The following is a 15427-nucleotide window of genomic DNA, read 5'->3' on the forward strand; positions in this document are numbered from 1 at the left end:
AGTATTTGATTTTGCTATGAATGCTTCAAAAAGGGATCGTAACGCTATGAATTAGGTTAGGAAGTACCACATTAAACAATACTTGCCTTTGAGCCATTGTCTAATGTGGGACAGCCAACTTACCTGAAATACACATGACTTAAATGCATATCCTTAAATGCACGCCCTTAAATCAACTTCTTCCTAAATAGCTTTGACGTGAATGGTTTAAAGCGTGCTTATCTCGCTATGTCACAGTGGCAATTTGAGACCCATTCATAAACACTTTACGTAATGATGACCCTCTTTATTCATTTCAAACGCATCAAAAAAGCGCTGGCTATTTTCAGATACAAAAAATGAAAAAGGAACAAACTCCCAGCTAAGTCCCAGAATAGGTAACAACCTAAATCACTCTCAATTTAGTTTATTGTGTCATTTCTTGCCTCATTAGTTTTCGCTATCCATTCATTTGACATAGCAACAAGCTGACTTATGTTACTTTTAGTTGCAAGGGCCAACGCGGTATTAAACGATGACATGGCTGCTTGCCAATCTTGTTCAGCTAATGCCAGTTCCCCCAAATCAATATGCATACTCGATTGCCCATACGGCTCTTGAATGGTTTGATAAAACCTTAACGCCTCAAAGATAGCCTCTCTTGCTTGGCTGAATCTTTTCTTATGAAGGTGTATTTTACCAATCACTCTATATGTATTAGCTAAGTACAGTAAGTCATTGGTTTGTTTGCTTTTAATTTTAACTTGATACAAAATCGCTAAAGCTTCATCGAACTGCCTTTGCTGAGTCGTGCTTAACGCCTGCCAAAACAGGAGTCTGCCTAAATTTTTCGTATCATCATTTTTAATCGCATACTCAATCCCTCGCTTGGCTGCTTGCTTAGCTTCTTCATATTTATTTAAATAAACCAATGACTTTACTAGCATTCTACTTGCTAAGAGATTCTCAGGTTCAGTGACAAGCACAGCTTGAAGCATAGTCACTGCGGTTGTAAAACTATCGGATTGCATCTCATCTATCGCGTTCGCAAGCATCTCATTTGCAAAGTTGTGCTGATACGTTTGAATCTCACTAATCTCGTTCACCCCCATAGAATGAAGTATCAGTGAATATAAATCGGAGTATAGCTGGTTGGTATTATCGGCAAATAACGCACCTCGCGTGATACTCCCCTTCTTATAAATACTATACACAAGCTGATAATCTCCGCTGTACCCAGACATAGCTTGCACAACAATAACCTCTGCACCTGATACTTCAAATAACCTTGAAACCGTTACTTCATCAAATTCTTCTTGGTTAACATCAACACGTTTTAATGTATCAAGTACCTCTTCAGTAGGTAATACTGGTGCATCTAACTGAGGTTGTAAGTATTTAATCAACAGATCCATACCGCCATATTTGACCCACATATGTTCAGAGTCTTCGATTCTGTTCGTGACCGGTAATACCATGACAGAACCCTGTTTCGCAACGTGATTTCCCGTGCTGTACTTTACAGCTAATAAAAGCAACAAAGATAAACAAACAATCAGGGGAGCTAAGTAATAATATTTTTTATGGTCGTCTAATTTAAAACGCGACCTTATGCTAGAGGCTGGCTCTTCACGTCCACTGTGCATATCAATTTCAGTGATAGTTTCAGATATGGAGTACCCTTTGCGTGGGTGTGTTTTTATCGTTGATGTGCCCTTAAAAATTTTACGCAATTCAGTCATAGACTGAAAAACAACATGCTCCTCAACGATTACGTCGTTCCAGACTTGTTGCAGTAAATCATGTTTACTGACTATCTCACCATTAGCTTGCAGTAATACCTTAAATACTTCGGCTGTTTTAGGCCTGATCTTAAACACTTCTTCTTTACAATGAATTTCATTTTTATGGGGGTAAAATAACCACTCACCAACCTGAAAATAGCTTAACATGCTTGTTCTCAATTCAATTTTTACTGTTTAGGTCATATAAAACATCATGGGTTCTCCCTTTCAAAAAAAACAGTAAGCAACTGTTAAATATGAAATTATAGAAACTTATAGAGTTTTATAATACGCGATACTACGCTATTTACGATATTGTAGCGCCAAATCAACGCAACCTGTGAATTTACAATTGAACAAACTTAAAAAATATATGCATATATACCCTGCAATGGTCACCATCATCATGACGTGCTTGTTTGTCGGCGCATTATTTGTTGTCAAAGTATTCGAGCCAACCCCAGCTCCATTATTTAATTGGCCAAGATTAATACTCATTACGGTCAGTTCTGCTGCCATACTTAGTATGCTAAAACAATTTGGTTGGACTAAAAGCGTCGGGGTCACTTCACCATACTCATCTTGGCACCCTAAGTGGCTTCTTTGTACCACCCCACTACTACTCATTGCACTTTTAAGTATGACAAGTGCAAATTGGGCTGAAGTACAACTTTCAACGCAGGTGCTAATTGCCTGGCTCTTTTCAAATTTTGCAACTGGGTTTTTCGAAGAAGTTCTCATGCGTGGTATGTGTTTTTACATATTACTTAAAGCTTGGGGAGCGACCAAGAAAGGCGTACTCCTTGCCGCTGTGTTCCAAGCCATCGTGTTTGGTTTAGCGCACCTTGGTAACCTATACCATATGCCTATGATAGACGTTGGCGCACAAGTCATATTTGCGACTTTGATCGGCATCGGTTTTGCTGGGCTCGTGTACTTCACACAGTCACTATGGCCTGCCATTATCGTGCATACCATAATCAATTGCGCTGGCACCATTAACGACTATCTAGTACCGCACACGAATGAATTACAAAGCCCTGGTTTTACTGGGTATATTGTGATCATTGTGATTTTTTTACTACTCTCAACATTACCCGGTTTGCTTTATATTAAAGCCAGTCAGCTGCATGTAACAGAACAAAACGGCTACTGAGAAAATAGACGCAGAGGTTAAATATGACACTATATAAAATATTATTAATTTTATCATTGGCCGTTATGCCCATTATGGCTGCTGAGAATAAAAACGAAAGTACAGCGACGACCGCCGCGCAATTAGCTTACCAACAGGCATTACTTAAAGTTGAGTCTGATCGGGCATTGCTGCTGGCAAGCAAGTCTATTTCATTTGTAGAAGTTCACGAGGAACCAACAGGGGAATCAAAATCCACTGCAAAGTTACTGAGTTTAACCTCAAGTGGAGAAGAACATATCACACTATTGGATAACTCGACACAGCGTGAAGCACAAACTGGGCTAAACTGGGAAAGCAGTTTATTAATTAACTCCGCTAGATTTCCAGATAACCCCGCACTTATTAATGAAACCGAAACGACGTGGATATTCCATATTCCAACTATGGTCAGCGCAGATATTGACGACACAGTGGAGCAAGTAGACAACAATAAAGTCAACGCACGGTTGATGTCAGCGTTAACGTCTGAGCTAACGGTTTCTAAACAATCAATGCGCTTTTTGTCATTGAAAACATATTCGAAACAAGCGTTTAAACCTGAGTCTTTAGTGAAGATCAGTAAATTCCACGTAAATATAGACTATGGACAAACTTGGCCAGACGGTCCTTGGGTAGCTAAGTCTATTTCAAGAGTCGTGAAAGGCAGCTATGCATTTTTTATGACAGTTGATGAATCATCTAACACAAAGTTCCTTGACTTTCGAATGGTTAAACAACCTTCATTACCCTAAAATTTAAAAACAGCGTTCACACTAAATAACAAGAATTTAGCATAACCGGCATACTTTAAAGTAACAGTGAGGGCGAAGTGTTGGAATATCAGTTTACATTTGCAATAAATACTGTTTTAAAAGGCTTAGGCCACCCCTAACCTTTTAAAATTGGTATGATGTAACAAATAATATTGTTTACCTCGACGTTTGAACTAATGCAGCTTCCATACGGCGACGCCTACGGATCCCTTCTAATTGGTGGTTTTGCTGCATACTCCCAATAAAATTAGCGCACTCATTCCAGTTTCCTTGCGCTATTGGTGTATTTAAAATATCTAGTCCTCGATTATGAGCCCCCCGATTAAAGGCTAAAGACAATAATGCTGTTTGCACACTATCCGGAGTTGTTGCGTGCAACAAATGCGGAAACCTCTTGCCAATAGCGACCCAGTAAGGGTCAATAATTACTGGCAGTATTTGCAATGCTTGGCCTTTACTAATACGAATATCAATCAGATTTTTAGCCTTATTTAAATGACTTTTCGCTTCTCTACCTGTTAAGCCTATACAATCTATACATGCGTTTAATTGCGTTTGGTTCAAAATATGAGTGTAGTGTTTAAGAAACTCATCTTTACTTTGTTGCCCTAAATCAAATCCCGGATCTAATGTAACCCCTGAGTGGCCGCCTGGCCAGTAAGCTTTTCCTGCATGCCCTTCACGAGTATGTATCCAAGCCAAATCACCTCGAAATGACTGCAACAAGTTAATGACTGTTTCTGAAGGTGCTTCTAGCTCGGTTACATCTGATTTAACATCATCAACGAGTTTATTTTCAATCACCAGCCAGGTGTTATTATCTACTTCACCCGATGCAATCAATGCGTTTTCTTGCTGCAACTTCTTTATCGCATCTTGTGTGCTAACACCAAAGTACCCATCTGCTTCCAAGCGAATACCTATTAGTCTTAAAACACGCTGCAAATGTCGAACTTCATCTCTAAATTCTACTCTGCCACGATTAAAGCCATCATCAAGTTTCAACATACATTAGCCCTTAAATAGCTCCTTTAAGCAGCGTTTTTACTCCTGAGTGCGCTATAGACACAGCTTTGCTACCAAAGCTTGTCCACCTTTGTTCACGTGTATTTAAATCTCGATCTGCCTGCTCAACGAGTTTATTTAGTTTTTCAATAACATCATGTTGGTCAGGATCCATAGGGGTAAGATAACGTGCTGCCGCCTTTAATTGTTCAAGCTGTTGTTGAAACTGCTTGGCTTGACGCATTTCCTCCTCGATAAATGCTTTTTTTTCAACATCTAGTTTTTGTTGAATAACATCAAGACTATTATCAAAATCCTTTTCAAGTTTACCAAACGCTTCAACTAGCCAGTTTTCAATTTTGGTAGAAGCTTCATTAACAACCTCTTGAGCTTCTTGAGTTAATGCAGGATCAATATCTGGTGGCCGAAAGCTAGGCATGTGTAACTCCTTCTTTTATCTAATTTTGACCTGAATGACTAAATTCATCAACACTTTTTGTGACTTTACTGGTGGCTTTATCGATCGTCTTATTTATGACTAATTCTAACTTTTCAAAACCGCTACCAGCTATTTCCATAACTTTCTTTTGGTATCTATCACCCATAATCTTGCCAATGTCACTGCCAAATATGCCGCTGACCGCTTGGTTAATATTGCTACTATAACCGGCCAAAATACCTTTAGTTTGTGTAGAGGCTCCCTTTAAAATCAACTTCCACACAGCCGGTTTAGAAATCTCTTTTTGTAACAATTGCATGGCACCTTTCGTTGAGGCCCAGTGCTGCTCTATTTGCGCTTTTTCACGTTTTAACTGCGTAATGGTCTGAGCAAATTTATTGTCGACCTGCGTTAACTCATTAGCCAAGGTCGTAACTGAGATATTAAGTTCGTTGGGTTGCTTTGCTAAAAACCGAAATACTTCCGCTTCAATCATTTTTGTTTGTTTCTGATATGACTCAATGGCGTTTTGCCATATCAGCGTCTCTTGTTCGTAGCCAAGATGCAAAATATATTCAGCAGCAACACTGCTATCTCGATATTTCGTTTGTATCATATTGAAATTAGTAGCTGAAATACTGGTACAACCGCTATCTCGATTATTGCAAGGATGGGCCTTTATCTCTTCACCAAAAGCATCGGCCTGATCTCGATATACAGCATGCTGTGCAACGATTTCTGGCCAGAAGTTAGCTTCAATCTGTTGGTCAAGTTTACTAAATATATCTTCTTGTGCTTGGTTGTGGTATGACTGTAACGCCTTACCAATTAAGATTTCTGCTCTCATAGACATGATCTGTTTTTTGAGCTTTACTATCTTTTTTCGATCGCCTTGTATTGCATTGAGTAAGCGTTCAGTATCACTCTTAGCGGCTTCTAATGACTTAATATAAGCGTCAATTGTTTGAATATGCCTGATATGCAAACTTTCGGCTGTATCAATAACGGTGCTCGCAACTTCTTGTGTTGTTTGTGAAGTATTCATACAACCATTTAGAAAAAGCGCAATTAACATAAAAACAAGCAGTGAAGATTTCATTTATTTGCTTCCTTTTCAAATACAATGGTTTTAACAATATCCTTATGGATATCAAAAGCAGATTGCTTTATTTGATTACAGTCTCGAGGATGTAATGAATGTAAATATTGCTCAAAACTTGCTCGTCGCCTAGCAGCAATGTGGGCAGGTCCTTTTTCGATAGATTTACCCGCTTCTCCGAGTAACTTTTTACCGAACTTATCAAATAACGCAACGGTTTTTCGCGAATAAAAGCCAAGAATAAAGGCAAGTAACGGTAGACTATATACACCAACTTCATACTCACCTAAATCAAACCAGCCAACAGCAATTGCCGTCACTAATATCCACGCTAAAATCGGGCCATAAACTAGTTTGGTGTAAGCAACCCACCGTTCACTTGGCCTAAAGTTGTTATGGCGTAGATACTCAGCAGAAGTCACTAACAAGTTAGCTAGTACACCAAATACGGCAAAAAATATAATCTCAATTGAGCTACCTGCTGGGCTTGACCAAAAAAATGAACGGGCATTACTGAGTCTAAGTGCATTTGCATCTAAATGTTGGGCATAGGTTTTTTGTTGTAAATCAGACAACGTAATTAATAATTTATTCATAATGTTGTTAGATTCTTCAAAGCTTTTTATCGAAGCTAGCTCTTCAGATAAACGTTGCAAACTGCTTTTTGCCTGGTCCCAAACAGCACACCTAATCTTTTTTTGGTCGCACAGAGAATGAGCCAGTGCATCATCAATAACTGTAACAGGGTTGTTTTTTGAAAGTGCAGTTATGTCACTTTCCTGGCCTAAGCTTTTCGCTAATTGGTCTGAGCTTAATCTAAGGTTCTCCATCAAAAGTCTTATTTGATTCGTTCTCTCATTTAAACGTTTTAGTATCGGCGATGCATTCGCTTCTCCCATTGCCCAATTAATCGCGACGGTATCATAAAGAAAGAATTCTCCTTGTGGAGAGAGACGGTAAGATTCACTCAAATTGATCTTAGTGAAGTTAAGCTGTTCATCCGACATAGAGTGAGATACAACATACAAAATCACCCAAAAAATGGTCAATAAGATTAAACCACTAACAAAAGTTTGCCCTGACTTTCGACTTTGCTGAGGTGTGAACATATAACCATCCATAGTTAATAGTAGTGAGCTTAATCTGTACAATTTTCATACAACACTATACAGATATAGGGGATAATTTAAAAAAGCGCAAGTAATCTATGCTGAAGCCACAATGACTCAATGAAAGTGCTCGAAATAGTTCACCCTAGTAACAACACAAGAGAAAAATACATCTGGGTAATAAAAAGTCACTCAGTAAGGCGATATTTTATATGTGTTAGTCTTCAATTTGATTCAAGCTAAACAATATGGTTTAACATAAACCAATGTAACTCAAGCATTTGTGCTAAACTATAAAAGACATTAACTCAGGAGGCTGTAACTAAGAGTGAGTAGAGCAAAGCTAAGTCAAGATGAGAACTTATCCTTCAAGATCAACTATCAACTTCTTCCCAAAGAAACCAATCAACTCGACCTGTATTTTTCAATCCCAACCGATATGGGGATCAATACAAATACACTCAATGAAGTCGACTTCTTCAATGCCAACATTAAATCTCATAGTGCCTACTACTCTGAGCAATTACATTTACCATTGGTTCATAGTCGCTTTATCAGCCAAACCAAGCGAGAAAAAACCGGTTATCGGCTCAACTTAAATTTATTTTGCTACCAGCTCAGAATCGCACTAGACGCCGATGTGAAAGCCACACTACAACTTAAAGAGCCTGATGAATTTTTCCCTGCCGTGGCTATGTTAGTTGAACAAACAGACCGCTTACTGAAAAGTTTAAGGCGCTATACCCCGCCCGACAACAAGCTCAAATCATATTTTCAAAATGCTGACAACTACCTCAGCTGGCATACCGAACAAACATTTTTAAAGTTACTCTCCAGAGGCCCTAAATCAAGTGAGTTTAGCGAAGAACGTGCCACGTTAATTGATTTTTGTCAGCAAGAAAGCCAATACAGAACTGAACAAACCTACAACTCACAAGTGACATTGGACGACCCGAATCGCATCACCAATAAAATGAAGCTACTCGAACGACTGATTGAATATGGGGTGGTGTTTAATAAACAAACCACTGACTTAACGTTAAACTTAAAGCGATTAGTAAAAGGACTCGTAACCGGTGTGATCATGGCATTTGTGATGTTTATTGTGCTTAACGCGCGCTCTAATTTTCAAGAGGTTACCGTTGCCCTCATCGCGCTACTAGGTGTAATTTATGGACTCAGGGAAACATTCAAAGAAGATTTAACCCAATGGGCATGGCGCTTAATACAGCGAGGTCGCCCCAAATGGCGTAATAGATTTAAAAACTCCGTGAGTGACGATATCGTCTGCACACAAACCATTTGGCTCGAGCACATTCGCAAAAAAGACCTACCATCTGAGGTTAATAAACTATTTAAACAACGCCGACAGCAAAATAAGCAGGCTGCACATTTAATGCATTTCTGTACTAAAGATCAAGTTCATGTCAGTGAATTCTTGCCCGGTTACGATGAAGTGCAGCAGCGTATTACCTTCAACATGGCTTCATTTGTTCGCTACCTGAAGAAAGGTGCTGGAAAGCTATATACCTTAGAAGGCCAAAAAGTATCTAAAAAGTCGGTAGAACGGCGCTACCAAATTAACCTTGTACTACGTTTTTCAACCGATCACAGTACGCAACTAGAACGTTACAAACTCACCATGAATCGTTCTGAAATTGTTGCGATTGAACTGATGGACGAAGCAGTAGCAGAGTAATCTACAAAAGCGCTACATCAATGAAACTTGGAAGCGTCAATTATAATCTGTCAAAAAGTGATCAGCATATGAATAAAATTATCGCATTCGTATCTTAATGACTTAATACCGCAATGGCTTATACATGACTGCTTAGGAAAATAAAAAGTATGTTTAACTATCAGGCAATTAATAATAGATATTGAATAGTTTATATAGTTGAACATATACCATCAATACTGTGACCGTTAACTCCAAGCATGTTAACAAATACCCTTTTCTTAGTTTTTATAAAGAAAAAATTTGGAACTCATAGACTAATGAAATTAACGCTGACTTTTCAGCTGTTCAAAATAAGGGAAATAACCTGAGCTTAGTTCAGTATAATTTGGCGGTATTTCACCTGAAAATAATACCCCCATACACTCTTTCTCATCTATAGTTTCAACATTTCATAATTGACAGGTTTCACCGCTGTCGTCTATGTCATCATAAGCTGTTGGATAAGTCATCATAAGCTGTTGGATAAGTCATTTCACACATTTCAATCACGATCATTTGCCCCCCAATCAAAATCATAAGTGACTACTCCTAGAGAATTTAGCCAATGCCAAAACGATTCATCTTGCTCAAAAGCAAACAAGAGCTCATCCTTCAAGTCGCTAACATAACTACTAACATAGTTGCTACTAAGTAGTTTTGCGTTCTTTCGTATCTCAGTAACACAAAAACATAGCATGCCATACGCTTCTGCGTCAGAATATTCTGGTGTTTAAAATATCATTAAGAAACTTCCAAAAGCAGATATTAAATGAGGTGTATTAAATTGCTTTGTAATTAATGTCATATTAATTACCCCCGACTTCGATCAGAGTAATAATATTCCTCATATTAGCCATTGAATCGAATTTCGACTGTTTAGTGTCAGGAGTTAACAAGGGCGTGTTTTCTTACTCGTCTAATACACCACCTCAAGAAACGCTATATACCTTGCTGTAGTATTAACGTAATCTTGATCTAAATAAAACGCCCAAAAATAAAGCACTAAGTCACTTACTCCTGATAATAAAAATTCTACCCCACTTTCTTTGATACATTTAAAACACTTGAATGAAACCTTTAATTAACATACATTCTCTGTGTTTTGTTCAAAAACACAACAACTAAAATTAAAGGATAATACCTATGATACCGTGTAAAGTTCGCAAGGCCGTGCTTCCAGTATGTGCATTGCTTTTGTCATCAGCTACTTTTGCTGGTGTATTAGACGCCTCAGCGCAAAAAACAGACATCGCTAAAATTGTTTCTCATCAGCTATCGCTTAATGCGGGGCACGCTGGGATCACCACCCAAGATGTTAAAGAGCATATTATTAATCACCCTGATGCACAGTTTATTAAAATAAACTTTGCGCAGTTGTCGTTACCTGAAGGCGCATACATTGAAGTCAGTAATTTAGAAGGTACAGAAAGCTATCGTTATGACCACAATGACAGCGATGTCAAAGCATCTATGTCGGTGTCATCAGACACCGTTAAAGTAACGCTAGTTTCACCTAGCTCAGTACAATGGGACGAAAGTCATGGTGTTGAAATACAAGATTTCTATGCCGGCTTCTCTGATTTTGAATTAGCTGAAAGAGCCGCTATTTTTGAAAGTGGTGATATTCAGCCTAACTCGACTTGCGGTGTTAATGAGCGTCAAGACGTTGCCTGTTGGGAAGAGTCTCACCCGGTTGAATATGAACGTAGCCGCCCTGTTGCACGCTTGCTTATCGGTGGTCGTAGCCTGTGTACTGCGTGGCGTGTTGGTGCCGATAATCATATGTTTACCAACAATCACTGCTTTAGTAGTGCAGCAGATACCAAAAATGTTGAAGTGTGGTTTAATTACCAGCGCACAGGCTGTGGTACTGGCACAACCAATAGCACAGTGAAAGTAAACGGCGATCAGCTTTTGGCCACCGATTATGCGCTAGATTACACCTTATTTACTGTGCAAGAGTTTGAAAAAATTAAACAGTTTGGCCACTTTGGGCTAGATGCAAATGCACAAAATCAAGGCGAGCGTATCTATATCCCGCAGCATGGTGCGGGTAACCCGAAAGAGTTGGCAATTGAAAGTGACTTAAACGCAAATGGGCTATGTCAGATTGACCAAACCGTCACAGCGGGTCGTGGTAGCGATACAGACATGGGTTACAAATGTGACACCATCGGAGGCTCTTCAGGCTCACCTGTACTGTCGGCAAAAAACAACGATGTTATTGCCCTACACCATTATGGTAATAGCACGCAGTGTACAACTAAATTAAACCGCGGCACACGTATTGAGTTAATTTGGCCAAAAGTAGCCACCCATTTTGGTGGTGTGTTACCAGTAGGAGATAATGGTAACTCAGGCAATAACCCGCCAGTTGCTCAGATTACGACACAGTGTTCGCAATTAACATGCAGCTTTGATTCAAGCATGTCATCTGACTCTGACGGTAATATTGTCGCGACTGCGTGGGATTTTGGCGATGGTACAACAAGTACGACTGCTGGATTAGTCACACATACCTATCAGCAAGCCGGAACATATAACGTCTCGCTGGTTGTGACAGACAACGGCAACGCGCAAGACAGTGCCGTAGTTGAGGTGACAGTCACCGCAACAGGTAACCAAGCTCCTGTAGCTGACTTCACGTATTCAACTAATGGTCTGGCAGTGAACTTTACCGATGCTTCAACAGATGACTCAGGCGTTATAGAGTATTTATGGGCGTTTGGTGATGGCAATAGCAGCCAAATGCAAAACCCATCTCATGCCTACGTTGCTGCAGGTACTTACCCTGTCACACTCACAGTGACCGATGCACAAGGTGAACAATCGACTAAATCAAGTTCAGTCGTCATTTCGGATAGCAACTGTAATGTTGCCGTATGGGATAGTTCAAGTGTTTACCTCAAAGGCGACCAAGCGTCTCAAAATGGCAGCGTTTATGAAGCGAAATGGTGGACACAAGCTCAGTCTCCGGCAGATAACTCGTCTACATGGGCTGTTTGGAAATGGGTGAGAAACTGTAATTAAGTGATTTGAACTAATACAAGATTGAACCGAGTTAAAGTGCTAGCCTTGACTTGGTTCAACCTTTTATTTCCACGTTTATAAAATAGATGTGACGGTTAGTGGCTGAATACTAGAAAGTGTATAATTCGCTAAATAATGCGGGTCAGCCGCTTGCTTTACAGTACTATTTAGCTCCAATATATCAGCATCATATGCTATTAACGCAGAGTATTTTAGCAGGCGCCCTTTCTTCAAGTATGATGTCAATTCAATTACACGAAAACTAGATGCTTGCTCCAATAAATCATGGATCAGATATTCTACAGTCGCTCCGTTACTCAATACCTCCTATAAATACTATAGCGTCAAGAATCAGTGAAAAATCAGTAAAACGTCATGTTTACCTCTTTAATATCTTTATAATTTCCCTAAATTTTTCATTAAAATAAAGACGGTGCTCTATGTCATCTAAAAAAATTTCAGGAATAAAATGTCTACTGTTTTCTATCTGCTTTCTTAGCGTAACGACTGGATGTCAAACGAATGAAAAAGTGACTTCCCAACCTTTTTCCATTATTTATGGGTTCAAAGAAGGTGATAATAAATCAATTTATTTGAGCGATGAACAAGGGAAGAAACGTATAAAAATTATTGATGTTCCTAATAACGCAGGCGGCTACCCTGCTGTTTCGCCTACAGGTAAGCAAATTGCTTTTTATGGTAAATACGACAAACGAAAAACTTGGTCTATTCACACCGCTGATATCGATGGCACCAACATGCGCCGTTTAACCGATTTAAAAAACGCTTGGGACTACGGCCCTGCTTTTTCTTCTGATGGGAAAACCATTGTATTCGGCCGAGAGTACACTGATAAAAACGGCGACATGCAAGAAGGAATTTGGCTGATGAACTCAGACGGCACCGAACAACACCAGATAAAAGGATTAGAGGGAGGCGCTCCTGAGTATATGCCCGATGGACGACTACTCTTTCATTCTAAAGGCCGCTTTTCTAAAACGGCTGCAGCGCAAATAAGCATTGCCAATATCGATGGTAGTAACGTGATCCAACTTACCAATGATGATACAGATAACTTCAACCCAAAGATCTCGCCTGATGGCACCCAAATCGCTTACCTTTCAAATCGAGATGGTAATCAAGAGGTTTATGTGATGAACGTCGATGGCTCCAACCAAACACGGCTTACTAGAAACCGAATTAGAGATGGTGACCCTGCCTGGTCTCCTGACGGTTCTAAAGTCTTTTTTACATCACAGAACGTATTTGGAATTTATGATATTTATAAGGTCGACAAAGATGGCTCATCCACTGAAAGAGTGCTAATTAATGCGTCTCAAACAGCCACTGTCTATCACGTTGATAAGCACTATCTAGAAAGGTTAGCGCACGCCAGACAACAATAAACAAACATGGCGTAACGGAGTATTGGCAAGAATCATCATCTAGATACAGGTACTCTTATCTGTATCTAGCAAAGTCAGGGAAGTCTACAAATTTAGTAACTAATAACATATCTAAAAATACATTTCTGGTAGATTGGTTAAGAGTCCACCTGACAGGCAGTTAAGAGCGAGAAGTAGACGGCCAGTAAACTCGTTTTTGGACAGAAACGTATTAGAAATCTCTAAACAAGTAATTGTTATTAAGCAATAAATTTTTGCATTATTAGGGGTTAAAAGTTGATGCTCCTGCTGTTAAGCTACTTTTGAGATCAAAAAATAGGTTTATTTTGAAAAATAATAATTTAATGAGAGTACAACGAGATGAAATTATTTGATGTTCAATTACCATTGGAAGACGGTAAGTACCACAATAAATTTTCGATGCTCTGCACAGAACCTGCGTATTGTATTGAAAAAGACATTATTAGCGATTGGGCGATAAATTTTCAGGATAAAGATGGTAAATTTGTCAATGAGTTCCAAACTACGTTTCATTCATCATTTTGGGAGCTATATTTACATAAAGCTTTTAATGAAATGGGGTTTTCAATAGATTTCGACCCGAAGCACTACGCGCCAGATTTTATATTAAATGGAGAAGATGGATTTAACGTTGAAGCTGTTGTTTCAAATATTAAAGCTGACGGAGAACCCGAGAGTAGCCGAACATATGAGCACCTCCTTCAAAATTTGATGGAATTTAGCAGTGATGAGGAGTTTTCTTCAATAATTGATGAGGCTATTGTCAGGCACTCAAACTCGATGCAATCGAAATTAAAAAAATACATTGGGCACAGCAATAATGGCAAAATAAAGAAAGGTTATAGAGATCTTTCTTGGGTAGATGAAACTAAACCTTTCGTAATAGCTCTTGCTTCTTATGACCAAATTGAATATGGAAAAGAATCGTTTTATTCAATGCTAGCATTATTGTATGGAATTTATTTTTCTCCAGAGAAGTACGAATATGAAGTAAAAGAATCTATAAAAAAGCCTGATACAGATTCAGATATAAAGTTAGGTATTTTTAAAGATGAGTCATTTTCTGACATTTCAGCAGTTATATTTACATGTAATTTAACCTTAGGCAAACTTACTTCACTCGCCATTTCACAAGGCATGCCATCATTCAAGTCATCGATTTTGATCAAATTGCTTGATGAAAATATTGATGGGGATTTCATTCGCAGCATGCCAATGGAAGTAACACCCACTACTCCCGAATCTTTATTTGATGGCTTATATATTTTCCATAATCCTAAAGCAAAAATAAAACTATCTTCTGAAAAGTTTTCACAGAGTAAAATAATGGAAATTACTAGTGATTTCAGTTCGTTTACTTTTTCCGAAGGTAGATTACGTCCAATAAGAACAAGAATTACAGAACGAAGACCTCTTAAAGAAATTTTTATGCGAGAGGCTGAACTCCAATACAACCGTCACTTATACGAAGAAGATATTGCAAATGAAGAGAAATATTTTCAAGATTTTATGGATATAGAAAAGAAAAGAAGTGATGAAAAGTTGACTAAATTTTATTCAGAACGCTTTGGGGAAAAACACAAAAGAAAAAAAACTGGTAGGAACGCTCCGTGTCCATGTAACAGTGGAATAAAGTATAAAAAATGTTGTTATTTTCTTACTTAATTGTAAGCATCGCTAAAAAAGATCAAAAATGGATATTTTCTATCAGTACCTCACTTTGAATGGGGCAGAAACGACTTACGCTGATGGTCCGTTTCTGACATTTAGACAACCACCAGGTTAGAATTCGCTCACCTCAAAGCAACTTCCTCAACCCGCTCACATACCCGCGCTTATAAATCTCATCCCCCTCAGCATCTTTGACTTGTCCAGTTGGCATTGG

Annotated in this window: 12 protein-coding genes; 6 read left to right on the top strand and 6 right to left on the bottom strand. The window is 38.8% G+C overall.

Annotation, left to right across the window (positions count from 1 at the left end; all coding sequences use genetic code 11):
• Positions 1 to 401: 401 nt before the first annotated feature.
• On the bottom strand, positions 402 to 1931 hold the full coding sequence (locus tag J8M01_RS19195) for a winged helix-turn-helix domain-containing protein (RefSeq protein WP_211058987.1): 1530 nt from the start codon (positions 1929 to 1931) through the stop codon (positions 402 to 404).
• 205 nt (positions 1932 to 2136) lie between these two features.
• Here J8M01_RS19195 and J8M01_RS19200 point away from each other — a divergent pair, with 205 nt between their 5' ends.
• The gene (locus J8M01_RS19200; RefSeq protein WP_211058988.1) at positions 2137 to 2919 is read left to right on the top strand and encodes a CPBP family intramembrane glutamic endopeptidase; all 783 of its coding nucleotides are present in this window, start codon (positions 2137 to 2139) and stop codon (positions 2917 to 2919) included.
• A gap of 23 nt (positions 2920 to 2942) precedes the next feature.
• Complete coding sequence (locus tag J8M01_RS19205; RefSeq protein WP_211058989.1) at positions 2943 to 3692, top strand: hypothetical protein; 750 nt, start codon at positions 2943 to 2945, stop codon at positions 3690 to 3692.
• 177 nt (positions 3693 to 3869) lie between these two features.
• Here J8M01_RS19205 and J8M01_RS19210 read toward each other — a convergent pair whose 3' ends face one another.
• The 4 genes from J8M01_RS19210 to J8M01_RS19225 are packed head-to-tail and all read right to left on the bottom strand — an operon-like array spanning position 3870 to position 7365.
• Complete coding sequence (locus J8M01_RS19210) at positions 3870 to 4721, bottom strand: pesticin C-terminus-like muramidase (protein ID WP_211058990.1); 852 nt, start codon at positions 4719 to 4721, stop codon at positions 3870 to 3872.
• Between the two features lie 10 nt (positions 4722 to 4731).
• A complete protein-coding gene (locus J8M01_RS19215) occupies positions 4732 to 5157 on the bottom strand; it encodes a capsule biosynthesis GfcC family protein (RefSeq protein ID WP_192508238.1) in 426 nt (141 codons plus the stop codon).
• Between the two features lie 19 nt (positions 5158 to 5176).
• Positions 5177 to 6256 (bottom strand): hypothetical protein, encoded by a 1080-nt coding sequence (locus J8M01_RS19220; RefSeq protein ID WP_211058991.1) that lies wholly within the window; start codon positions 6254 to 6256, stop codon positions 5177 to 5179.
• Complete coding sequence (locus tag J8M01_RS19225; protein ID WP_211058992.1) at positions 6253 to 7365, bottom strand: hypothetical protein; 1113 nt, start codon at positions 7363 to 7365, stop codon at positions 6253 to 6255. The genes J8M01_RS19220 and J8M01_RS19225 overlap by 4 nt, the downstream gene beginning before the upstream one ends.
• 328 nt (positions 7366 to 7693) lie before the next feature.
• Here J8M01_RS19225 and J8M01_RS19230 point away from each other — a divergent pair, with 328 nt between their 5' ends.
• Together J8M01_RS19230 and J8M01_RS19235 are read left to right on the top strand one after the other, a co-directional pair.
• Complete coding sequence (locus tag J8M01_RS19230; protein WP_211058993.1) at positions 7694 to 9064, top strand: hypothetical protein; 1371 nt, start codon at positions 7694 to 7696, stop codon at positions 9062 to 9064.
• A gap of 1164 nt (positions 9065 to 10228) precedes the next feature.
• Positions 10229 to 12115: a PKD domain-containing protein gene (locus tag J8M01_RS19235; RefSeq protein WP_211058994.1), complete on the top strand. Its 1887-nt coding sequence runs from the start codon at positions 10229 to 10231 to the stop codon at positions 12113 to 12115.
• 75 nt (positions 12116 to 12190) lie between these two features.
• Here the strand turns inward: J8M01_RS19235 and J8M01_RS19240 are convergent, their stop codons facing one another.
• The gene (locus J8M01_RS19240) at positions 12191 to 12436 is read right to left on the bottom strand and encodes a hypothetical protein (protein ID WP_211058995.1); all 246 of its coding nucleotides are present in this window, start codon (positions 12434 to 12436) and stop codon (positions 12191 to 12193) included.
• 119 nt (positions 12437 to 12555) lie between these two features.
• On the opposite strand from J8M01_RS19240, the gene J8M01_RS19245 reads away from it, so the two are divergent.
• Positions 12556 to 13521 carry a DUF5050 domain-containing protein gene (locus J8M01_RS19245; RefSeq protein WP_211058996.1) on the top strand — a complete coding sequence of 322 codons (966 nt, stop codon included), beginning with the start codon at positions 12556 to 12558 and terminating at the stop codon, positions 13519 to 13521.
• 360 nt (positions 13522 to 13881) lie between these two features.
• The gene (locus tag J8M01_RS19250; RefSeq protein ID WP_211058997.1) at positions 13882 to 15207 is read left to right on the top strand and encodes an SEC-C metal-binding domain-containing protein; all 1326 of its coding nucleotides are present in this window, start codon (positions 13882 to 13884) and stop codon (positions 15205 to 15207) included.
• Positions 15208 to 15427: the final 220 nt, after the last annotated feature.

The organism is Pseudoalteromonas sp. MMG005, assembly GCF_018101015.1.
Classification (GTDB): Bacteria; Pseudomonadota; Gammaproteobacteria; order Enterobacterales; family Alteromonadaceae; genus Pseudoalteromonas; species Pseudoalteromonas aurantia.